Below are 22902 nucleotides of genomic sequence, written 5' to 3' on the forward strand. Positions count from 1 at the left end.
AGGCCGTAAGAACTGCCAAATTCGCAGCCGTTCGCCCGATTTTGGCCGATTTTGGCAGCCCAGCCGGCGCGATCGGCCATGAGTTCCCGCTCGATCCCACCTTTCACAAATTGTTAAGCGCGATCCCACGCTGCCCCCTCCCAACAGGATACCTGCAATTTTTGCGCGCTCACCGCGTCAGTTCGCGTGGCATGAGTAGCGGGCGGCCGGCGTGCCGGGCACGCATATTTCAATCTTTGATGGAGAACCCTCGCCGATGTGCTCGCTGTGTGAAACGCACCCTCCCGTATTGTCCCGGCGCCGGCTGCTCGGCGGCGGCGCAGTGCTGGCTGCCGCGGCGGTCGGCGCACTTCCGGCGTTTGCCAAAGAAGCCAAGCAGGCGAGCGACAGCGCGATGCCCCCCAACGCCATCTCTCCGGACGACGCGATGAAGCGCATCGTCGATGGCAACGCGCGCTACGTCGCCGGCAACCTCGACAACAAGGATTTCTCGGCCGGCCGGGCAGCGCGCGCCGCGGCCCAATACCCGATCGCCGCGATCGTGAGCTGCGCCGATGCCCGGGTCGCCCCCGAGCTGGTGTTCGATCAAGCGCCCGGTGAGCTGTTCGTGGTCCGGGTCGCCGGCAATTTCGTCAACGACGACGGTCTCGCCAGCCTCGAATATGGCGTCAAGTTCCTCGGCACGCCTCTCGTGCTGGTGCTCGGTCACAGCGGCTGCGGCGCCATCGATGCGACGATCAAGGTACTCAAGGACGGCACCAAGCTGCCAGGCCACTTGCCCGCACTGATCAATGCGCTCAAACCCGGCGTCGAGGCTGCGATCGCGAAGAAGCCGCAGGATCTGCTGGCCGAAGCCACTGCGGAGAACGTGCGCAGCAACGTCCGGCGCCTGTCGACCGCCAAGCCGATTGTCGGCCGCATGGTCGCCGAAGGAAAGGTGAAGATTGTGGGCGGCATCTATGACATCGGCACCGGCCGGGTCACGATGATCTGACGCCTCAAGCTGGCCGCAGCACGCGATCCGCACGCGCGGCTGCGGCCGCGAGCCAACACACTTGGTGGCAGAACCAGGCCTCCACGGAGGCCACGAAACCCGGCGTCAGTATCAGATGCCGGCGCCCGTCGGCGAAGCGCAGCAGACCGCGCCCCTCCATGGTCGTCAGCAGGTTGCGGATATGGGAGCGCGAGACGCCGAGCGAGGTCGCAAGCTCCGCCGTCGAAATCGCGACGGCCTCGCGCCCAACGGCGGACCGGGCGACGAGCGTCAGCGCCAGATGGATGCCGCTGTCGTGCTCGTCGGTCCAGGCGAGATCGGGAAATCCCGTCAGGGGCCGATTGTCGCGGCACAGCCAGCTCGCACATTGCCGGATCGTCTCCGCATAGAACGCGGCGTCATCCTGCAGACGAAGGCTCAGTCCGCCGGCATGCGTCAATCGGGCGTGGCAATCCAGATGCATGGCAAGCCAGCCTCGCAGCCCCTCGAGGATGACGGGGCCGGGCACCAGGTAGCGGATACGAGCATCCTCGGGATCGCGCTCGACGGTCACCAGCGACAGACCGCGCAACACCGCGACGAACGCCGCCGTCTGCCGCGGACCCGGCAGCCGCCTCTGCAGGCGTGTCAGGGTCGGCCGCTCGACCGGCTTGCGCGCCGACATGTGCATCATCACGATGTGCGCAGCGATTTCCGTCGGAGCGCGCTGACCGAACAGCTTGATCATCAGGCGTTGACCGCGCAGCGGCGCAATCAGCTGGTCGCAAAATCCGACGAGCACAGGCACAAAGGACGGATGGCGCCGCAAGTGCATCGGATGATCGTCAAGCAGGACAGCGCCATCGTCGGAGCTCCGGTTCATCATGGGATCACCGTGCGCTTGCGCGACTAGAGCGCCGCCGTCCTGATCACGAGATCGGCCAGCCGTTCCGCGGCATCGAGCCGCCCGGCTGTGCGCGCAGCCTGGGCCATCGCAGCGAGACGCGTCGGCTCGGCGGCGAGCGCCGAGATCTCGGAGGCCAGCCTGTCGGAGGTGAATTCGCTCTGCACGATCCGGATCGCGGCGCTCGCGTCCGACAGCACGCCGGCATTCGCGAACTGGTCCTGGTCGATGGCGCCCGGTAGCGGCACCAGGATCGAGGGCCGGCCGATCGCGGCGAGCTCGGCCACGGTGCCGGCGCCGGAACGCGAGATCACGAGGTGATTGGCGGCGAGCCGCGCCGGCAGGTCGGTGAAGAAGGGTTGCAGATCGGCATTGATCTTGAGCCGGTCATAGACCGCGCGCACCCGCGCCATGTCCTCCTGGCGCACCTGCTGGGTCAGCACCAGACGGCCCCACAGCGCCGGCTCCAGCCGCTCGATCGCGCCGGGCACGATGTCGCTCATGATGCGCGCGCCCTGGCTGCCGCCGACGACGAGCAACCGCAGCGGCCCGGCGGTCTCCGGCGGGACATAGGGCACGTCCGCGGCTTCGAGGATTGCAGGTCGCATCGGGGTGCCGACCGTGGTCGTCTTGCCGGCCAGCGCGGGATCGCGGTCGAGCACGCCCGGCAACGAGGTTGCAATCGCCTTCACATGCGCGGACAGGAAACGATTGGCGCGGCCGAGCACGGCATTGGCGTCGTGGATCAGGCTGGGCACGCCGGCGAGGCGCGCCGCCAGCAGCGGCGGCACGGTCGGATAGCCGCCGAAGCCGATCACGGCCGCGGGCTTGAGCCGCCGCATCAGGTTGAAGGCCGCGATGGTGCCGGTGCCGAGCAGCAGCGCGGTGCGCGCGAGCGCGACCGGCGAGCGGCTGCGCACCGTCTCGCTCGGCACCACGTCGATCATGTCCTTGGTGAACAGGCCGCTGTAGCGCAGCGCGCGCGCGTCGGTGACGAGACGGACGCGATAGCCGCGCCTGATCAGCTCGACGCCGAGCGCTTCAGCCGGAAACAGATGGCCGCCGGTGCCGCCGGCCGCGAGCAGAATGAGAGGCGCGGTTGAGGTCATGCGCGCTTGTTTACAGGCAATGTCTCGTCATTGCGAGCCAGCAGCCTAAGCGTAATTGCGCAGCGCGCCGGCTGCGTCGCCGGCCTCGAGCTCCATCCGCGGCCGCTGTCGGGTCAGCGCCAGCATCATGCCGACGCCATAGGCCAGCGACACGATCGAGGAGCCACCGTAGGAGATGAAGGGCAAGGTCATGCCCTTGGCCGGGATCAACTGCAGATTGACCGAGATGTTGATGGCCGCCTGGATACCGAACAGGATCGCGAGGCCCGAGGCCGCGAAGCGCGCAAAGCTATCCTCGGTCGCATAGGCGCGCGACAGCGTGCGGATCACGATGAACGCAAACAGCGCGACCAGCGCCAGGCACAGGATGATGCCGAACTCCTCGGCAGCGACCGCGAACACGAAATCGGTGTGGCTGTCCGGCAGGCTGCGCTTGGCGATGCCCTCGCCCGGCCCCAGCCCGAACCAGCCGCCGTTGGAGAACGCCTCCATCGCGGTGTCGACCTGGAAGGTGTCGCCGGAGGCCGGGTTCATGAAGCGCTTGATGCGGCCGGCGACGTGCGGGACCAAGAGATAGGCGCCGAACAGGCCGGTGGCGGCGGCGCCCGCGAGGCCCGCAACCCAGATCATGCGCATGCCGGCGATGAAGAACAGCGAGCCCCAGACCATCAGGATCAGCATGGTCTGGCCGAAATCCGGCTCCATCACCAGGAGCGACACCAGCATCAGCAGCAGCACCAACGCCATCGTGGTCGCCGGCATGTCGGGCCGCCGCGCGGATTCCGAGAACAGCCAGGCGGAAACGACGACGAAGGCCGGCTTCGCCGCCTCGGACGCCTGGATGTTGACGCCGATCAGCGTGATCCAGCGCCGCGAGCCCTTCACCTCCGGGCCGATCGCGAGCGTCAGCACGATCAGCACGATGGCGATCGTGAACACCACCAGCGCGCTGCGCCGGATCTGGCGCGGCGACAGGAAGGAAACGCCGATCAGCACGATGAACGACGGCAGCAGGAACAGGACGTGGCGGTTGAAGAAGTGGAACGGATCGAGCCCGATCCGAGTCGCCACCGGCGGGCTGGCCGCGAGCGACAGGATCACCCCGCACAGCATCAGCGCGAGGATGGAGCCGAGCAGCGGCTTGTCGACCGTCCACCACCAGTCGGACAGCGGATTGCGTTCTTCACGGGAGAGCATCGGGCGTCCACCTGAGCCGAGTGTCAGCCCATTGGCACCCAGGATGGTTATCGAAGGGTTAAGAAAATCGCTGGCAACGCTGCCTCAGGCCACCCGCTCCACGCCCGGTAGCGCTTGCACCAGGTCGCGGAAATGCGTGCCGCGGATTTCGAAGTTGCGGAACTGGTCGAAGGAGGCGCAGGCCGGCGACAGCAGCACCACGACATCCTTCAATCCCGAGGCCTCCGCATCGGCGGCCGCCTGGGAGACCGCGACCTCCAGCGTGCCGGACATGTCGTGCGGCACCTTGTCGCCCAGCGTGCCAGCGAACTCCGCGGCCGCCTCGCCGATCAGATAGGCCTTGCGGATGCGCGGGAAGAAACCCGCGAGGCTGGTGATGCCGCCGGCCTTCGGTTTGCCGCCGGCGATCCAGAAGATGTCGGCGAAGGACGACAATGCGTGCGCGGTCGCGTCTGCGTTGGTGCCCTTGGAGTCGTTCACGAACAGCACGTTGCCGCGACGGCCGACCTGCTCCATGCGATGCGCCAGGCCCGGGAAGCTGCGCAGCCCCTGCTGCAGCACGTCCTCCTTCACACCGATCGCGAGCGCCGCGGCGGCGGCGCAGGCCGCATTCTGAGCATTGTGCTGGCCGCGCAGCGAGCCGATGCCGCCAAGCCGGGCGACCTCGCTGCGGGCCCCGCCTGCACTGCACACAATCGTCTCGTGCTCGACATACAGCCCGTCCGCCAGCGGGTTCTTCACCGAGATGCGCACGACGCGCTTGCCGGCCCGGTCGAGCCGGTCGGCGATCGCGCGCGAAAAACCGTCGTCGACGCCGACGATCGCGGAGCCCTTGGACTGGACATTCGCCACCAAGCGCTCCTTTACGGCCGCGTAGTTCTCGATCGTGCCATGCCGGTCGATGTGGTCCTCGCTGACATTGAGCAGGATGCCGACGCTCGGATCGAGCGATGGTGTCAGGTCGATCTGGTAGGACGACATCTCGATGACGTGGACGCGGCCCATGCGCGGCGGCTCGAGGGACAGGATCGCGGTGCCGATATTGCCGCCCATCTGGGTGTCGTAGCCGGCGACGCGCATCAGATGCGCGATCAACGCCGTCGTGGTCGATTTGCCGTTGGTGCCGGTGATCGCGACGAACAGCGCATCCGGCGCGTGCCCCCTGCGCTCGCGGCAGAACAGCTCGATGTCGCCGATCACCTCGACCCCGGCCTCGCGCGCCTTCAACACGCTCCAATGCGGCACGGGATGGGTCAGCGGCACGCCCGGCGCCAGCACCAGCGCGGCGAAGTTCGCCCAGGAGACGGTGCGCAAATCGGCGGTGATGAAACCCGCCTTCGCCGCTTCCGTCATCCGATCGGCGCCGTCGTCGGCCGCGATCACTTCGGCGCCGCCGGCCCGCAGGGCACGACACGAGGCCAGCCCCGAGCCGCCGAGCCCGAACACGGCGACGGTCTTTCCAGCAAATGCGGTGACGGGGATCATGTCAGCGCAGCTTCAGCGTCGAGAGACCGACCAGCGCCAGCATCACCGAGATGATCCAGAACCGGATCACGATCTGCGGCTCGGTCCAGCCGAGCTGCTCGAAATGGTGGTGGATCGGCGCCATCTTGAATATGCGCTTGCCGGTCAGCTTGAACGAGGCGACCTGCACGATCACCGACACGGCCTCCAGCACGAACAGGCCGCCGATGACAGCCAGCACGATCTCGTGCTTCACCGCGACCGCGATCGATCCGAGCATGCCGCCGAGCGCCAGCGAGCCGGTGTCGCCCATGAAGATCGACGCCGGCGGGGCGTTGAACCAGAGAAAGCCAAGGCCCGCGCCGAGCACCGCGCCGCACAGCACGGCAAGCTCACCAGTGCCCGCGACATAGTGGATCTGCAGGTAGTCCGAGAACACCGCATTGCCGGCGAGATAGGCGATCAGGCCGAAGCTGGCGGAGGCGATCATCACCGGCACGATTGCCAGGCCGTCGAGCCCGTCGGTCAGGTTCACGGCATTGCCGGCGCCGACGATGACGAACGCTCCGAAGATGACATAGAGCCAGCCGAACTTGATCACCAGATCCTTGAAGAACGGAATGGCAAGCCCGGTCGAGGACGGATCGCGCCCGAGCCGCACCAGCGCGTAACAGGCGACCAGAGCGATCGCAGCCTCGATCAGCAGCCGCAGTCTGCCGGCAAAGCCGGAATGCGACTGCTTGGTCACCTTCAGATAATCGTCATAGAAGCCGACGAAGCCGAAGCCGAGCGTCACCGCGAGCACGATCCAAACATAGGGGTTGAGCGGATTGGCCCACAGCACGGTGGAGACGACGAGGCCCGACAGGATCATCAAGCCGCCCATCGTAGGCGTGCCCTTCTTGCTGATGATGTGCGATTGCGGGCCGTCGGTGCGGATCGGCTGGCCCTTGCCCTGGCGCAGGCGAAGATGATCGATGATCCAGGGCCCGAACAGGAACACGAACAGCGCCCCGGTGACGACGGCGCCGCCCGTACGGAACGTGATGTAGCGGAACACGTTCAGCAATCCGCGAAAGACGGACAGGCTCGGAAACGTATTCGTCAGCTCGATCAACCAGTAGAACATCCAACCCGCCTATGCCGCCTCACCGAGACCGCGAACACGAATTCGGTCGCGAATCCGGTCCAGCCTCTTTTAACCATGATCGGGGCCGGGTGCGAATCATAGCCCGGCGGAATGACCCATCCGGCATGACCGCTTCGACCACCAGTGGAAAATATCCTTCTGCCGCGCCGCGATATCGCCCGATTTTCAAGTGGGCCGCTGCAGCGCCGCGGCGAGCTTCGACACGAACTTGTTGACCCAGAAGATCTTCTTGCTGCCCTTGATGACGACGACGTCGCCCGGCGCAAGCAGCGCCGCGACCCGACCGGGATCCAGAGTCACCGGATCCTCATGCCAGCCGAGCCGCTTCGCGTGAGGCAGGCTGTCGAACAGGTGACGCATCAGCGGACCGACGCAATAGACGCCGTCGACCCCCGCGAGATGAGCGACCATCCCCTGATGATAGGCCGGCGCCTCGTCGCCGAGTTCGAGCATGTCGCCGATGATGGCGATCCGCCGTCCCCGCACCGGTCGCGCCTGCAGACTGTCGAGCGCCGCCGCCATGCTGGCCGGGTTGCCATTGAAGCTGTCGTCGATCAGAACAATGTCGCCGACGGTCTGCTCGACGCCACGGCCGGTCATGATGCCGACATCGCCGAGCGTCGGCGCGAGCAGCGCTGGATTGAGCCCGGCCGCTGCGATGGAGGCGAGCGCCGCCAGCGCATTGTGCAGGCGATGCGGCGCACCCGGCGTCAGCGTGAAGGCGACGCGGCGACCGGCGATGTCGGCGCTCACATCCCAGGTCTCGCCGCGCGAGTCGTGCGAGAGCTCGCGGACGTCAGCGCCGCCACCGAAGCGGATCACCTTGCCGGTCCATTCCGGTGCTGCGAGATCGGCCGGCAATACGAGGACGCCGTCGGCCGGCAGCCCAAGCGCGATCGAGACCTTCTCTTTCCTGATCGCTTCCAGGCTGCCGAGCTTCTCCAGATGCACCGGCTGCACATTCACGACCAGCGCCACCGTCGGCTGCGACAGCTCCGTCAGCCGCGCGATCTCGCCTTTTTGATTCATGCCCATCTCGACGACCCACACCGAAGCGGAGGGATCGGCGTTGCACAGCGTCAGCGGTACGCCCCAGAAATTGTTGAAGCTCGACGGACTCGCAGAGGCACCGGGATAGGCGGCGATGAACTCCTTGGTCGAGGTCTTGCCGGCGCTGCCGGTCAACCCGATCACCGGGCCATGGAAGCGCGCCCGCGCGGAGCGCGCCAGCGCCCACAGCCCATCGATCAGCGTGTCCGGCACCACGAGCTGCGGCACCGTGATCCCATCGATCCTGTGGGGAACGATCATCGCCACCGCGCCGGCCGCTTCGGCATTCGCCGCGAACTCCCAGCCGTCGCGGCTGGAGGCGAAGCTCGATACGAAGCCGCCACTCGGCGTGCCACTCAGTGCCACGAACAGGCTGCCGGGCTTCACCGCGCGACTGTCCTGCGTGACGAAGTCGATCGGGGTCTCCGGGTAGTCGCCGGCGAGGCCGAGCGCGCGCGCCGCCTCTGCCACGGTCCACAGCGCCTTCGTCATGATGTCCTCGCTGCCAACGCGTCCGCGACCGCTTCATGATCGCTGAAATGCAGAATAGTGCTGCCGATGATCTGTCCGGTCTCATGGCCCTTGCCGGCGATCACGAGCGCATCGCCGGGCTGCAGCTCGCCGATCGCGACGCGGATTGCCTCCGTTCGGTCGCCGATCTCACGCGCACCGGGTACGGCGGCCAGGATTGCAGCGCGGATCGCAGCCGGATCCTCGCTGCGCGGATTGTCATCGGTGATGATGACACTGTCGGCCTCTTCGGCGGCGATCGCGCCCATCAAGGGGCGCTTGCCGGTGTCACGGTCGCCGCCGGCGCCGAACACGACGACGAGCTTTCGCGGAGCATAGGGCCGCAGCGCATGCAGCGCCTTGGCGAGCGCATCCGGCTTGTGCGCGTAGTCGATGAAAATGGGTGCGCCATTGTGCTCGCCGACCAGCTCGAGCCGGCCCTTGGCGCCCTCGAGCTGCTCGAGCGATTCGAACACCGCTTGCGGATCGCTGCCGGTGCCGATCGCGAGGCCCGCCGCGACCAGCGCGTTCTCGATCTGAAACGCGCCGACCAGCGGCAGGCGGACCGCATGCATGCGGCCGCAATGCTGGATCTGGAGCTGCTGCGCAAAGCCGTCGATTGCAACGGCCACGAGGCGAATGCCCTCGCCTGCACCGTCGCCATGCGTCCCCACCGTCATCAGGCGAAGACCGCGCGTCTGCGCCGCAGCGATGACTTCCGGCGAGCACTCATGATCGGCCGAGATCACCGCAGGCCCGCCCGGCGGCACGAGATCGCGGAACAGCCTCAGCTTGGCGTTGAGGTAGTGCGCGATGTCCGGATGATAGTCCATGTGGTCGCGCGACAGGTTCGTGAACCCGCCGGCCGAGACCCTGACACCGTCGAGCCTGAACTGATCGAGCCCGTGCGACGAAGCCTCGAACGCTAGATGGGTGACGCCATCCTGCGTGATCTCGTCGATCTGCCGATGCAGCGCGATCGGATCTGGCGTCGTCAGCGAGCCGTAGACGGTGCGCTTGTCCGACACCAGCCCGACGGTGCCGATGCTGGCCGAGCTGTGGCCGAGGCGCTGCCAGATCTGGCGCGTGAAGGCCGCGACCGACGTCTTGCCGCTGGTGCCGGTGACGGCGGCAATCGTCGCCGGCTGGCGCGGATAGAACCGGGACGAAGCGAGCGCGAGTGCCCGCCGCGGGTTCGGCAGCGCGATGAATGGAACGGCCAGCCCTGTTCCAGGGCCCGCCGCACCGGCCACGGCGACCGCACCGGCCGCGATTGCCGCCGCAATAAAGCGGGAGCCATCGGTCTTGGTGCCGGAGAGTGCAAAAAACAGGTCGCCGGGCCGCACGGCTCGGCTGTCGACGGCGAGGCCGGATATCTCGACTGCGGCGATGGGAGCGTCGAGCGTCGCCTGATCGCCCAGGAGGTCGTGAAGTTTCATCCTGGTTCCGTGCCAGTCCTGGCCCCGCCCGGGATGGCGGCAGCTCCAAAGCCTGCGATTCGACGACGGCTTACTGTGTCAGCCGCGATGCCGCAAGAATTTGGCGGTCGGACGGCGGGAGGTCGAAACGGGGCTCAATTCCCAGCAGCGGCCCGATCCGGGAGATCACGTTGCCAGCGGTCGGCACCGCGTTCCAGCCCGAGGTGATGAAGCCATAGGTTTCCTTCAGCGGCTGCGGCTCGTCCAGCATGATCAGGAGCTGGTATTTTGGCTTGTCCGCCGGGATCACGGCGGTGAAGAGGGTCAGCACCTTCTTCTTGGCGTAGCGGCCGTTGATCACCTTCTCGGCGGTGCCGGTCTTGCCGCCGATGTAGTAGCCCTTCACGTCGGCCTTGCGCGCGGTGCCGACCTCGGCGTTCAGACGCATCAGATACCGCATCTTCTCCGAGGTCTCCGGCTTGATCACGCGCTTGGCGACCTGCATCGCCTCTGCCTCGGTGCGCTTCATGAAAGTCGGCGGGATCAGATAGCCGCCATTGACTAGCGCACTGACGCCCATCACACCCTGCAGCGGCGCCACCGCCATGCCGTGACCGAACGCGATCGTGACCGTGTTCAATTCGCCCCAGCGCTTGGGCAGGATCGGCGAGGCGCTCTCAGGCAGCTCGGTGCGCAACCGGTCGAACTGGCCCATCTTGCGCAGGAACGCCTTGTGCGCTTCCACGCCCTGCGTCAACGCGATCCTGGCGGCGCCGACGTTGGACGAGAAGTAGAACACTTCCTTCATGTTGAGGAAGCGGCCCTTCGGCTCGTCGTCATGAATCGCGAACTTGCCGTAGTGCAGCGGCCCGCGTGCATCCCACAGCGAATTGAGATCATATTTGCCGGTGTCGAGCGCCATTGCCAGGGTGAACGCCTTGAAGGTCGAGCCCATCTCGTACACGCCCGTGGTCAGGCGGTTGATCCGGTCGGGATCGTGCGCTTCCTTCGGGTTGTTGGGATCAAAATCCGGCAGCGACACCATGGCGATGATCTCGCCTGTCCTGACATTGACGACGAGACCGGAAGCTGCCTTGGCCTTGAACTTGTCCTTGGCCTTGAGCAGTTCGTCGCGCAGCGCGTGCTCGACGCGCAGATCGACCGAGAGCTCGATTGGGCGCTGCAGGCGATCGGTGGCGAAGCCGGCGCGATGCAGGTCGGCAAGGCCCTGATTGTCGAGCCACTTCTCCATGCCGGCGATGCCCTGGTTGTCGATGTTCACCAGGCCGATCAGATGGGCCACCTCGTTGCCGGTCGGATAGACGCGCTTGTTCTCGCGCAGGAAGCCGATGCCCGGCAGGCCGAGGCGATGAATGTCCTGCTGCTGCTTCGGCGTCATCTCGCGCTTCAACCAGACGAAACCCTTGCGTGACAGCAGTCGGTCGCGGACCTCGCCCGTATCGAGATCCGGCAATGTCGCCGTCAGAAGCTCGATTGCCTCGTCCTTGTCGATGAGGCGACGCGGCTCGGCGAACAGGCTCGGCGTCTTCACGTCGGTGGCGAGAACGGCGCCGTTGCGGTCGACGATATCGGGGCGCGCGGTGGCGATGGCGTCCTGCTGCGCGGCGCGCCGCGCGCTCGGACCATCCGAGCCGATCGCGAACATCACGAGGCGGCCGCCGATGACCGCGTAGACGGCAGCAAAGGCAATGATCGCGAGGCCGACTCGCGCGCGCGCCTTGGCAGTCCGATCGACATCGCGCCCATACAGCAGCGTGCGCACCAGACGTTGCCGCCAGGGTTCCTGCGGCTTGACGTCGGGCCGAAGCTGATCGGTCATTGCTGATCCTCCGGGCGACGCACCGACCCGGTCACGGGGGGCTCTTCGTTGATCGCGTCGATCGCATCGATCATCGATCCGATCGGATCCGGATTGTCCGGTCGCGCAAATCGCGGCGGCCGCTCCGGCAGATTCTTCAGGCTGTCGTATTGTGTGGCGTTGAGCGGCTTCAGCGGCAGATGCCGCTCGACCAGCCCTTGCAGCCGCAGCGGCGCGTCGAGCTTGGCCCATTCCGCGCGCAACACTGCGATGGCCTCGCGCTGCTCGCGGATCTCGGCGCGCAATTGCAGCACGCGCTCGACCCGCGCCGTGGAGTCCATCTTGATGCGATAGACATAGGCCGCCGCGAAGATCAGCGAGCAGATCACGACGAGATGCAGGAGGCGCATCGGTCACCCTCCTCGCAGGACATCGGCCAGCCGCGGCCAGGGCGACGAGGATGCCGAAGCGTGCGCCGGCGCCGCCGTGCGCTCGGCACCGCGCAGCTTGGCGGACCGCGCCCGCGGATTGGCTTCGGTCTCAGCCTCCGCGGCCACGACCGGCTTGCGGTTGAGCAACTGGAAGCTCGGTGCCTCCTGCGCGATCTCGGGCAGATGGCGCGAGCCGCCGCCGGTCCTGCTGCGCTCGGCGAGGAACGTCTTGACGATGCGGTCCTCGAGCGAATGGAACGAGACGACCGCCAGCCGGCCGCCCGGCGCCAGCACGCGCTCCGCTGCCGACAGCGCCTGTTCGAGCTCGTCCAGCTCCTCATTGACGAGAATCCGCAGCGCCTGGAACGTGCGCGTCGCCGGATGGATGTCGCCAGGCTTGGATCTCACCACGCGCGCGACGATGTCGGCGAGTTGCCGCGTCGTCGTGATCGGCTGTTCCTTGCGCGCGGCGACGATGGCCCGCGCCACGGCGCGGGAGTGCCGCTCTTCGCCAAAGATGTAGATGACGTCGGCCAAAGCGCGCTCGGCAGCGTTGGCGACGACATCGGCGGCCGTCGGTCCCGTGCCGCCCATCCGCATGTCGAGCGGGCCGTCGAACCTGAACGAGAAGCCGCGCGCGGCGGAGTCGAGCTGCATCGAGGAAACGCCGACATCCATCACGATGCCATCGACATGCGCAAGGCCTCGCGATGCACAGATGTCGGCCAATGCCGAGAAACGGTTCTCGACCAGCGTCAGGCGACCGCCCGCCTCAGTGAGGAGACCTGCGCCGCCGGCGATTGCGGTGCTGTCGCGATCGATCCCGATGACGTGTGTTCCCGCCGTTGCCAGGATCAGGCGCGTATAGCCACCGGCGCCAAAGGTCGCATCGACGTAGGTTCCGCCGCCGCGTGGCGCCAGCATCTCGACCGCTTCGGGGCCGAGCACCGGGATGTGTCGCTGGTCAGCCGTGCTCACCCGGCCGCTCCGCACGCGCGCCGTTGCTTCAGACTGACTTTGGTTGGCAGCGAGCCCATCGCGCCCTCGATCCTCGCGCCCCGTCAATTCGCCAAGCCATCTCCCGGGACGCTCCGTCATCCGTCGCGCCGTCACGACATCAGCAGCACGATCCGGCCATGTCGAGATCCTCGATCCGACAGCGATCGCGCGGCGCCGGAGCGCCCCGGAACCGCTTTCGATCGTGATCTGCCGTGCAGGACCTTGCATCGTGGCGGCTTGCCGTCCCGAAAGCCGGCTTGGCTCTTCACCACTCAGTAACGGCGTTTAGCGTTAACAAACCGTTGATGGTCTGTGGCGGATGTTGGGCACTTGGACCGCGAGGCGGAGCTGCCCGGTAGACCTTTCGTCCTGCTCGCCGCCGTGCCGTTCGGCGGACCGGCGATCGCGATACAACGGTCCGCTCAATAGCGAGGGCTCGCATGCGATTTCGATTGCGGCTGGGTCATGTAAAAGAGTAGTGCCTGCCCATATCCGGTTTGAGCCACCGCCGCCGCCGTCCGCTTCGAGTCGTTCATGCCAAGTCCCTCCGACAAGCCGGAATCGAAGCGTCCTCGTGCGCTGCAGATCCCCAAAGGCGTTTCCAACCTGCCGGTCTTCACGCCGGACTCGTCGGTTGCCTCCGACGTGATCCCGTCGGCCAATTTCGGCGAGCGCAAGGGTGGGCGCCAGCCGGACATGATCATTCTTCATTACACCGGCATGCCGGATGTCGAAGGGGCGATCACCAAGCTGTGCACCGCCGGCAGCGAGGTCTCCGCGCATTACGTCGTGCTCGAGGACGGACGCATCGTCCAGTGCGTGCCGGAGGCCTTGCGCGCTTGGCACGCGGGTCTCTCGTCATGGGACGGCGAGGAGGACATCAATTCCTGCTCGATCGGCATAGAGATCGTCAATCGCGGCCACGATTGGGGCTATCCGGATTTCCCACCGCGGCAGATCGCGGCGGTCATCGCGCTGTGCCGGGGCATCATGCTCCGCCGCAATGTCCCGGCGCATCGCGTGCTCGGGCATTCCGACGTGGCACCCGCGCGCAAGAAGGATCCGGGTGAGAAATTCCCATGGCATTCGCTGGCGAATTCGGGGGTGGGCCACTGGGTGCAGCCGGCGGCGATCACCAAGGGCGAGACGCTGAAGCTCGGCAGCATCGGCGACGACGTCAAGGGCTTGCAGAAGGCGCTCGCCAAATACGGCTATGGCGTGCCGATCACGGGTAAATTCGACGGCATCACCATGGACGTCGTCACCGCGTTCCAGCGGCACTTCCGCCCCGAAAAGATCGACGGTATCGCCGACCGCTCGACCTTGTGGACGTTGCATGCGCTGCTGACGAGCCTGCCGGCCGAGGATCAGGCGCCGCGCGTCTGACACGTCAGGGCTCCACATCGAGCTCACCGAGCCGCCGTGCATAGAGACGCTTGAGCGGCGCGAGCTGCGTGGCTGCGCTCGCCTCGCGGTAGGCGGCGCGCGCCTCATCGCGCCGACCGAGCCGCCGCAGAAGGTCTGCCCGCACCGCCGGCAGCAGATCGTACTGCTTCAATCCGCCGCGCGCGGCCAGCGCATCGACCAGTGCCAGCGCCCGCGCCGGGCCGTCGACCATCGAGACAGCGGCCGCATGATTGAGCTCGATCACAGGCGATGGCGCGATCCGCAGCAGAACCTCGTAGAGCCCCACGATCTGCCGCCAATCCGTTTCAGCGTAGCTGGCGGCCTGAGCATGAAGCGCGGCAATCGCGGCCTGGACCGTATAGGGCTGCGGGAGCCCCTTCATGCCCAGGGCCTGTTCGACCAGCCCAAGCCCTTCGGCGATCTGCTCACGATTCCACAGCGAGCGGTCCTGCTCCTCCAGCAGGACGATGTCGCCCGCCGCATTGGTACGGCCGGCGCGCCGCGCATCGTGCAGCAGCATCAACGCGAGCAGGCCCTTGATGTCGCGCGCCTCCGGCATCAAGCCAAGCAGCAGGCGACCCAGCCGGATCGCCTCGCGCGCGAGATCCTCGCGAATCAGCTCGGTGCCTGAGGTCGCGAGATAGCCCTCGGTGAACACCAGATAGATCACGGTCAGGACGCCGCGCAGCCGCTCCTCGAGCGCATCGCGTCCCGGCACCTCGTAGGGAATGCCGGCGAGGCGGATCTTCTGCTTGGCGCGCACCAGGCGCTGCGCCATCGCCTCCTCGCCGGTGACAAGTGCGCGGGCGACCTCGGCGGTGGTGAGGCCGCAGACCGTGCGCAGCGTCAGCGCCACCTGGACCTCCGGCGCGAACGACGGATGGCAGCAGGTGAAGATCAGCCGCAGCATGTCGTCGTCGAGATCGGCCGGCGCGTCGGCGTCGTCGTTGGCGGCATCACGCTCGATGGCGTGAACGATCTCCGCCTCCTTGTCGCGAAAATTGCTCCGCCGCCGGATCCGGTCGATCGCCTTGTTGCGGGCGACATTGACCAGCCACGCCCGCGGGTTGGCGGGGGCGTCGGACCCCCGCCATTTGAGCAGCGCCGCAGCGAACGCATCCTGCAGCACGTCCTCGGCCAGATCGAAGTCACCGACGAGCCGGATCAAGGTCGCGAGTGCGCGGCCGGCCTCATCGCGGAACACCTTGTCGATCGCATCAGGCGTCATCGGTGACCCTTCTCGGCCGCGAGCCGCACCGGTCTCAATGATTATATTGCCAGACCGGCCGCACCTCGATCGAGCCAAAACGGGCGCCGGGAATCCGCGCGGCAATCCCGATCGCCTCGTCGAGATTCTTGGCCTCGATCATGTAGTAGCCGCCGAGCTGCTCGCGGGTCTCGGCGAACGGACCGTCGGTAGTGAGGATCTTGCCGTCGCGCACCCGCACGGTCGTCGACGTCGTCGTCGGCTGCAGCCGGTCGCCGCCCTTGTAATTGCCGCTCGAGATGATCGACTGGGTGAAGGTCTGGTACTCCGCCAGCATCTTGCCCTCGGCCTCCTTCTCCATCTTCGCGTAGTCGACTTCGTTCTGGTAGATCATCAACAGATATTGCATCGAACTTGCTCCCTTGTTTCGGCCGGATCGCCGACATCCAGTCGAATGGCGCGCTCACGTAACGACACGCCCAGGATAATATTTTTGCAGGCGCAGCGATGGCTTGACCTGATGGCCGGGAAGCCCCATTCAAGCTGCGTCAGTCGGCCGGACGGCCGCTCCGGCAGGCGCCGAAAGGCCGCCGGGGAGGAAAGTCCGGGCTCCATCGACATGCGGTGCCGGATAACGTCCGGCGGGGGCGACCCCAGGGATAGTGCCACAGAGAACGAACCGCTTCCTCCCGCGAGGGAGGCGAGTAAGGGTGAAAAGGTGCGGTAAGAGCGCACCGCGGGGCCGGCAACGGAACCGGCATGGTAAACCCCACCGGGAGCAAAACCGAATAGGGACGGCCACGCGGAGACAATCGCCAAGGCAGATGATGCCAAGGCGATGACGTCCGCGGGAGCGATGTCAGGCTCGCCGTCCGGGTAGGTTGCCCGAGGTCGCGCGCAAGCGCGATCCCAGAGGAATGGCCGTCACGTATCGTCATGCGCAAGCATCACGGTGCCCTACAGAACCCGGCTTACAGGCCGGCTGATATGTTCATGAGGGGCTCGGCGCAGCAGCGCCGGGCCCCTCACCATTTTTGTCAACCGGCGGCCGAGAGCTGGCCGAACTCGGTGGCCTGGCGCTCGAACAGGCTGCGATAGAGTCCGCCGGGTCTGCCAACCAGCGTGGCGTGGCTGCCCTGCTCGACGATACGGCCGCGGTCGAACACCAGGATGCGATCGAGGCTGCGGACGGTCGCCAGCCGATGCGCGATCACGATCGCCGTCCTGCCCTTCATCAGCCGCTCCATCGCCTCCTGGATCAGCGCCTCGGATTCCGAATCGAGGCTCGAGGTCGCCTCGTCCAGGATCAGCACCCGCGCGTCCGCCAGGAACGCCCGCGCCAGCGCGACCCGCTGCCGCTCGCCGCCCGACAGCTTGACGCCGCGCTCGCCGACCAGCGTGCCGTAGCCCTTGGGCAGGCGCGTGATGAACTCATGCGCGTTGGCGAGCCGCGCCGCCTGCTCGATCTCGGCCTGGCTGGCGCCAGGACGGCCATAGGCGATGTTCTCGGCCAGCGAGCGGTGGAACAGGATCGGCTCCTGCTGCACGATCGCGATCTGGCTGCGCAGCGAGTCCTGCGTGGCATGCGCGATGTCCTGCCCGTCGATGAGGATGCGGCCGCCGCCAACGTCGTAGAGCCGCTGCACCAGCTTGACGAAGGTCGTCTTGCCGGAGCCGGAGCGCCCGACGAGGCCGATCCGCTCGCCCGGCCGGATGTCCACCGAGAGCCGGTCATACAGCGGGGTGCGATGGCCGCCATAATGAAACGTCACCGCATCGAACACGATGTGCCCACCGGTCACCGCGATCGGCCTGGCGTCCTTGGCATCGATGATGCCGATCGGCTCGCTGTGGATCGCCACCAGCTCGTCCATGTCGTTGACCGCGCGCTGCAGGTTGTTGATATGCATGCCGACGTCACGCAGATACGCATGGATGACGTAGTAGCTCGTCAGCACATAGGTGACGTCGCCTGGCGAGGCCTTGCCCGCCATCCACAGCAGCACGGCGCCGCCGATCACCGAGGAGCGCAGGCACAGCAGCACGCCGAGCTGCACGGCCGCCGTCGTGTTGTAGCGCAGCCAGGTTCGGTTGACGCGACGGCTCCAACGGCTGACGACGCGCATCAGCCGGCCGTCCTCGCGGGCTTCCGCCCCGAACGACTTGACCACCGCATTGCAGCTCAGCGCGTCCGCCAGCGTGCCGCCGACCTTGGTATCCCAGGCGTTGGAGATCCGTGCGGCCGGGGCGATGTAGCGGGTCGAGAACACGACCGTCATCGCGACATAGAGCGCCGCCCCGACGGCGATCACGCCGCCCAGCGCGCCCCAGTGCAGGCCGAGCAGCACCATCGAGCCCAGCAACACCGAGAGCGACGGCAGCAGCGCCAGCAGGATGGTGTCGTTGTAGAGGTCGAGCGCCCACATGCCCCGGGTGATCTTGCGCACCGTGGAGCCGGCGAAGCTGTTGGCGTGCCAGTCGGTCGAGAAGCGCTGCACGCGTACGAATGCGTCGCGCGCCACGTCGGACATGATACGCAGGGTGAACGGCACGATCAGTTGCAGGCCCGACAATCGCAGCACGATCGAGGCGAAGCCAAGGGCTACGATGGCGGCGAACGCCACCAGCGCGCTGTGCCGTGCATCGGCATTGCCTGGGCCCAGGGTGAGCGCATCGACCAGCCGGCCGGAGAACAGCGGCATGAACAGATCGGCAGCGGTGGCGCCCAGCAGCGCGCACGCAATGCCGAGCGTCATGCGTGGCTGCTTCAGCCAGTGGCGGGTCACGAACGGGATCACGACGCGGATCGCGGCGGGACGCTTGTCGGCCTTCAGGCCGGAGACGTCGACGGTCATGGCATCATCCGGCCGCGCTCGCAGCGCCAGCCGGCTCCAAATAGTGCAGACGCGACGCGGCGCGCGGTCTGCGGATGAGTAACTCAGGCGTTGGGAAGTTAAGCGATGGTGCTCAAAGCGAGCGGCCGAACACCAGAACAGGCATCGAGCGGGTGCATGCGATCTGCAGATGCGATGTGGTCATGCAAATCTCCCCGGTTCGAGCAACAATTCTTGTTCCATACCATCGACGGTATGATTTGGCAACCCGCGGCACGCGCAGGAGCCGCTCACGTCAATGTGCGTCGCCGCCGCCCGCCATCGGCGAGCTCGGCTTGTTGAGCAGCATCACCATGAAGCTGAGCGCGATGTAGAAGCAGGTCAGCATGAAGAACGCATCGCCATAGCCCATCACGACGGCCTGGCGATGCACGATCTGCGACAGCTGCTTCATCGCCATCAGCGCCGAGTCGCCCATGCCCTGCAGCTTCTGCTGCAGCATGTTGAGGGTCTCGACCGCGGTGGCATTGCCCCAGTTGACGCGCTCGTGGAGGCGGGAAATGTGCAGGTCGGTGCGGTCGTTCAGCACCTGGTTGATGACGGCGAGGCCGACGGCGCCGCCGAGATTGCGCATCAGGTTGAACAGGCCGGATGCATTCTTGACCCGGTCCGGCGCTAGGGTGCCGAGCGCGATGTTGTTGGTCGGCACCATCGCGAACATCATGCCGACGCCGCGCAGCACTTGCGGCAGGAAAAGCTCCCAGAAGTCGTAGTCGCGGGTGATGCCGGTCATCTGGTAGGAGCCGATCGCGAAGATCACGAGGCCGAACGCGATCATCAGGCGCATGTCGATCTTCAGCATCAGGCGGCCGACCACCGGCGCCATCAGGAACATGGTGACGCCGGAGACGAACATCGTCTCGCCGATCATCAGGGCGCTGTAGCCGCGAACTTCAGCGAGATAGCGCGGATAGATGTAGGTCAGGCCGTAGAGGCCGATGCCGATGCAGAACTGCAGGAGGCAGCCGACCGCGAAGTTGCGGTTGCCGAAAGCGAAGAGGTCGACGATCGGCTCGTCGGCCGTCAGCACCCGCCAGAAGAAGGCGACCGCCGACACCGCGCAGATCGCGGCGAAGATCGCGACCGACGTGTCCTGCAGCCACTCATATTGCGGCCCCTCCTCCAGCACATATTCCAGCGAGCCGAGGAAGCCGGCCATGAACAGCAGGCCCCACCAGTCGAAGCGGTCGAGCAGCTCGAAATGCGGCTCGTCGAAATCCACCAGCGCCAGCACGCCTGTCGTGATGACGATGCCCGGCACGATGTTGACGAAGAACAGCCAGTGCCACGACATCGCGTCGGTGATGTAGCCGCCGACCGTGGGACCCACCGTCGGCGCCAGCGTCGCGACCAGGCCGATGATCGGACCGACGATGTGGAATTTGGTGCGCGGGAACACCGTGTAGGCCGAGGCGAACACGGTCGGAATCATGCCGGCGCCGAGGAAGCCCTGCAGCGCGCGCCACACGATCATCTGCTCGATCGACGAGGCGAAGCCGCACAGGAAGCTCGAGATGGTGAAGCCGGCCGCCGAAATCGCGAACAACAGCCGCGTGCCGAGCGCGCGCGACAGGAAGCCGGACAAGGGAATCGCGATCACCTCGGCGATCAGATAGGCCGTCTGCACCCACGACACTTCGCTGGAGCTCGCCGACAGTCCGGCCTGGATCTCGCTCAGCGACGCCGAGACGATCTGGATGTCCAGGATCGCCATGAACATGCCGAACACCATGATCAGGAAAGCAAACAGCCGCCGCGGCGCGATGCGATCGGCCGGCGCCGCCGGCGCGCTCATGCTGGGATTGGCTGTCGTTGCGGTGGCCATGGTGTTGTTCGCTGTCGAGAGAGCACGACCGCCGCGGCATCTTCGGTGCACTCCCCTCCCCCTTGCAGGGAGGGGTCGGGGGTGGGGGTCCCCAACGGCGGTCTCGCGCGGAGACCCCCCACCCCAACCCTCCCCCACAAGGGGGGAGGGAGTTCACTGCCGATGACGCGAAAGCCAACGCGATCGCATCATTCACTAACTACTTCCCCTGCACCGTCGCCGATGCGTCAATGTCGGCTTCGGTGTCGGCATCCTTGGCGTCGGTGGTGTCGACGGTGACGTAGACCGACATGCCGGCGCGCAGCAGGTTTTGCCGCGCCACCTCCTTCGGCACGCGGATGCGCACGGGCAGGCGCTGCACGATCTTGGTGAAGTTCCCGGTGGCGTTGTCCGGCGGCAGCAGGGTGAACACCGAGCCCGCGGCCGGCGAGATGCTGTCGACCACGCCCTTGAAGCCGCGTGCGCCATAGGCGTCGACCTTGATCGTGACCAGCTGGCCCGGACGGATGCGCCTGAGCTGGGTTTCCTTGAAGTTCGCGTCGATGAAGACGTCGTCGAGCGGCACGACGTTGCCGAGCCGCTGGCCGACCGCGACGAAGTCGCCGGTGTTGACGAGACGGTTGGAGAAGGTGCCGTCGACCGGCGCGCGCACGGTGGCGAATTCGAGATCGCGCTCGGCCTTTGCAAGCGATGTCTTCAGCTCGGCGAGCTGCGCCTGGGCCTCGACCTGCTGCGCCTTCGTCACCTCGACATTGTCGCGCGCGGCGTCGTACGCGGCACGGGCGGCGCGGACCGCCGCCATGCCCTGGTCGCGCGCGGCTTCCGACTGCTCGAAGGTCGCATGCGAGGCAAAACCCTTGCTGCTCAGCGCCTGCTGGCGCTCATAGTCGAGCCCGGCGCGCTTCATCGCGGCTTCGGATGAGGTGAGATTGGCCTGCGCCTGCTCGGCGGCACTCTGCTGTGCGGCGACCTGGCGACCGATGCGCGCGATCGTCGCCTCCTGCGTGGCGATCTTGGTGCGGGCGGCGTCGACCGCGATCTTGTAGTCGCCGTCGTCGATGCGGAAGATCACGTCGCCCTTGCGAACCACCGAATTGTCCCGCGGCACGATCTCCTGGATGTGCCCGGAGACGCGCGCGCCCAGCATGGTGTTGTTGGCGCGGACGTAGGAATCGTCGGTCGAGACCATGAAGCGGCCGACCAGATAATAGTGCGTGGCATAGCCGGCGGCGGCGAGCGCGAGCAGTACGCCGATGCCCGCCAGCACGCGCTTGCGTTTGCCGGATTTCGGAGCGGCGGCGGGCGCGGCTTGCGGCTTCGCGCCCGTGGGAGCGCCGGCCGGCGCCGGCCGTTCAAGCGGCGCCTCGGTGCTGACGTCGGCCTTCGGGTCAGCCGGCTTGGCATCAACCGGCTTGCGCTGTGCCGCGTCGCTGGCCTGCGGCCGGACCGGCTCAGACCTCGTCTGTTCCAGCGTTTCCTCAGCGTCCGGACGGCGCGCCCGCACAGCCTGATCTCTCGCAGCGGCCATCAGAGACTCCCACCCATGACAGCGGGGCCGCTCAGGCCCCGAAAATCGAAAATCCCGACCGAACCGTTCGGTCAATCCACATCTATCATTGACCGAACCGTTCGGTCAATCTATATCTTCGCTACCGCAACATATCCGCGCAGATGCTTTTGTGACGTTGGCACCGGCCAAATCTTCGGGAACAGCCTAAACCAATGATTGAGCCGTACCAAAACACCACCCAGGCGACGACGGACGACGATTCCTCGAAGCGTCGGCAAATCCTCGAGGGCGCCCGCAAGGTGTTCATGGACATGGGCTTCGACGGCGCCAGCATGGGCGAGATCGCGCGCGTCGCCGGCGTCTCCAAGGGCACGCTGTACGTCTACTTCGCCGACAAATTCCGCCTGTTCGAGGCGATCGTCGAAGAGGAGAGCGTGCATCGGGGCGCCTCGAATTTCAGCTTCGACCCGGATCGCGATGCCGCGACCGTGCTCAGCGAGTTCGGCAAGGCCTGGATCGCGGTGGTCTGCCGGCCGGGCGGCGGATCGGCGATCCGTACCGTAATGGCGATCGCCGAGCGGATGCCGGACGTCGGCCGCCGCTACTACGAGTGCGTGCTCAACGGCACGATCAGCCGGCTGGCGGCCTATCTGCAGGCCCGTGTCGACGCCGGCGAGCTCGCCATCGACGACTGCCATCTGGCGGCCTCGCAATTCCAGCAGATGTGCCAGGCCACGCTGTTCCTGCCCTTCATCTTCCAGGCCGAGCCGGCCCCCTCGCCCGACCGCGTTCACAAGGTCATCGCCAGCGCCGTAGGCATGTTCCTCGCCCACTATGGCGTCAAGAACTGAGGACGGGCCGCGGATGGCGGCATCTGCGGCTCTGTTCTCACCAGCATCGGGCATGCGCTTTCCTTCTCGCGACGGATGACGTCCGAGCTTGGCGTCCGGATCACCCTCGAATCGATCGGAGGGTGCAGGGAAGGCCGGGCGCTGGCCGCGCCCGTGGCCCGCCTGCTCAAAAAAATGCAGGCGG

At 66.6% G+C, this 22902-nt stretch carries 19 protein-coding genes and 1 other RNA gene; 5 read left to right on the top strand and 15 right to left on the bottom strand.

Annotation, left to right across the window (positions count from 1 at the left end; genetic code table 11):
* The first annotated feature begins 256 nt into the window (after positions 1-256).
* Positions 257-994, top strand: a complete 738-nt coding sequence (locus tag QX048_RS23385) for a carbonic anhydrase (protein ID WP_315769162.1) — start codon at positions 257-259, stop codon at positions 992-994.
* A 4-nt stretch (positions 995-998) separates the two neighbouring features.
* Here the strand turns inward: QX048_RS23385 and QX048_RS23390 are convergent, their stop codons facing one another.
* Positions 999-1658: a hypothetical protein gene (locus tag QX048_RS23390; RefSeq protein WP_315825275.1), complete on the bottom strand. Its 660-nt coding sequence runs from the start codon at positions 1656-1658 to the stop codon at positions 999-1001.
* Between the two features lie 15 nt (positions 1659-1673).
* On the opposite strand from QX048_RS23390, the gene QX048_RS23395 reads away from it, so the two are divergent.
* On the top strand, positions 1674-1886 hold the full coding sequence (locus QX048_RS23395; RefSeq protein ID WP_315752429.1) for a hypothetical protein: 213 nt from the start codon (positions 1674-1676) through the stop codon (positions 1884-1886).
* Here QX048_RS23395 and murG read toward each other — a convergent pair.
* The 9 genes from murG to rsmH form a co-directional block, all read right to left on the bottom strand.
* Entirely contained in the window at positions 1883-2986 is a 1104-nt protein-coding gene (murG, locus tag QX048_RS23400; protein WP_315825276.1) for an undecaprenyldiphospho-muramoylpentapeptide beta-N-acetylglucosaminyltransferase, read from the bottom strand. The genes QX048_RS23395 and murG overlap by 4 nt on opposite strands.
* 45 nt (positions 2987-3031) lie before the next feature.
* Entirely contained in the window at positions 3032-4183 is a 1152-nt protein-coding gene (gene ftsW, locus QX048_RS23405; protein WP_315752427.1) for a putative lipid II flippase FtsW, read from the bottom strand.
* 84 nt (positions 4184-4267) lie between these two features.
* Positions 4268-5668 carry a UDP-N-acetylmuramoyl-L-alanine--D-glutamate ligase gene (gene murD, locus QX048_RS23410; protein ID WP_315825277.1) on the bottom strand — a complete coding sequence of 467 codons (1401 nt, stop codon included), beginning with the start codon at positions 5666-5668 and terminating at the stop codon, positions 4268-4270.
* Between the two features lies 1 nt (position 5669).
* A complete protein-coding gene (gene mraY, locus QX048_RS23415; protein WP_315713440.1) occupies positions 5670-6776 on the bottom strand; it encodes a phospho-N-acetylmuramoyl-pentapeptide-transferase in 1107 nt (368 codons plus the stop codon).
* A gap of 186 nt (positions 6777-6962) precedes the next feature.
* Positions 6963-8339: a UDP-N-acetylmuramoyl-tripeptide--D-alanyl-D-alanine ligase gene (gene murF / locus QX048_RS23420; protein WP_315825278.1), complete on the bottom strand. Its 1377-nt coding sequence runs from the start codon at positions 8337-8339 to the stop codon at positions 6963-6965.
* On the bottom strand, positions 8336-9796 hold the full coding sequence (locus QX048_RS23425; protein WP_315769170.1) for a UDP-N-acetylmuramoyl-L-alanyl-D-glutamate--2,6-diaminopimelate ligase: 1461 nt from the start codon (positions 9794-9796) through the stop codon (positions 8336-8338). Before QX048_RS23425 ends, murF begins: the two co-directional genes overlap by 4 nt.
* A 70-nt stretch (positions 9797-9866) precedes the next feature.
* Positions 9867-11615 carry a penicillin-binding protein 2 gene (locus QX048_RS23430; protein ID WP_315752422.1) on the bottom strand — a complete coding sequence of 583 codons (1749 nt, stop codon included), beginning with the start codon at positions 11613-11615 and terminating at the stop codon, positions 9867-9869.
* On the bottom strand, positions 11612-12004 hold the full coding sequence (locus QX048_RS23435; RefSeq protein ID WP_315713444.1) for a hypothetical protein: 393 nt from the start codon (positions 12002-12004) through the stop codon (positions 11612-11614). Before QX048_RS23435 ends, QX048_RS23430 begins: the two co-directional genes overlap by 4 nt.
* A 3-nt stretch (positions 12005-12007) precedes the next feature.
* On the bottom strand, positions 12008-13003 hold the full coding sequence (gene rsmH / locus QX048_RS23440; protein WP_316165941.1) for a 16S rRNA (cytosine(1402)-N(4))-methyltransferase RsmH: 996 nt from the start codon (positions 13001-13003) through the stop codon (positions 12008-12010).
* Between the two features lie 555 nt (positions 13004-13558).
* Here rsmH and QX048_RS23445 point away from each other — a divergent pair.
* A complete protein-coding gene (locus QX048_RS23445) occupies positions 13559-14410 on the top strand; it encodes an N-acetylmuramoyl-L-alanine amidase (RefSeq protein ID WP_315713446.1) in 852 nt (283 codons plus the stop codon).
* 4 nt (positions 14411-14414) lie between these two features.
* Here QX048_RS23445 and QX048_RS23450 read toward each other — a convergent pair whose 3' ends face one another.
* Together QX048_RS23450 and QX048_RS23455 are read right to left on the bottom strand one after the other, a co-directional pair.
* Entirely contained in the window at positions 14415-15659 is a 1245-nt protein-coding gene (locus QX048_RS23450) for an RNA polymerase sigma factor (protein ID WP_315825280.1), read from the bottom strand.
* A gap of 34 nt (positions 15660-15693) precedes the next feature.
* Entirely contained in the window at positions 15694-16047 is a 354-nt protein-coding gene (locus QX048_RS23455) for a YciI family protein (RefSeq protein ID WP_315713448.1), read from the bottom strand.
* Positions 16048-16186: 139 nt separating this feature from the next.
* On the opposite strand from QX048_RS23455, the gene rnpB reads away from it, so the two are divergent.
* Positions 16187-16628, top strand: an RNA gene (gene rnpB / locus QX048_RS23460) — RNase P RNA component class A.
* A 47-nt stretch (positions 16629-16675) separates the two neighbouring features.
* On the opposite strand, the gene QX048_RS23465 is transcribed toward rnpB, so the two are convergent.
* The 3 genes from QX048_RS23465 to QX048_RS23475 form a co-directional block, all read right to left on the bottom strand.
* Positions 16676-18493, bottom strand: coding sequence for an ABC transporter ATP-binding protein (locus tag QX048_RS23465; RefSeq protein WP_315752418.1), 1818 nt, complete (start codon positions 18491-18493; stop codon positions 16676-16678).
* A 274-nt stretch (positions 18494-18767) separates the two neighbouring features.
* Positions 18768-20357 carry a DHA2 family efflux MFS transporter permease subunit gene (locus QX048_RS23470; protein ID WP_315825281.1) on the bottom strand — a complete coding sequence of 530 codons (1590 nt, stop codon included), beginning with the start codon at positions 20355-20357 and terminating at the stop codon, positions 18768-18770.
* 199 nt (positions 20358-20556) lie between these two features.
* Complete coding sequence (locus QX048_RS23475; RefSeq protein WP_315825282.1) at positions 20557-21885, bottom strand: HlyD family secretion protein; 1329 nt, start codon at positions 21883-21885, stop codon at positions 20557-20559.
* 194 nt (positions 21886-22079) lie between these two features.
* Between QX048_RS23475 and QX048_RS23480 the strand changes: the two genes are divergently transcribed.
* Positions 22080-22718 (top strand): TetR/AcrR family transcriptional regulator, encoded by a 639-nt coding sequence (locus tag QX048_RS23480; protein ID WP_315752415.1) that lies wholly within the window; start codon positions 22080-22082, stop codon positions 22716-22718.
* Positions 22719-22902: the final 184 nt, after the last annotated feature.

Origin of the sequence: Bradyrhizobium sp. SZCCHNS30572, assembly GCF_032484415.1 — a bacterium.
In the GTDB taxonomy this organism is placed as follows: domain Bacteria; phylum Pseudomonadota; class Alphaproteobacteria; order Rhizobiales; family Xanthobacteraceae; genus Bradyrhizobium.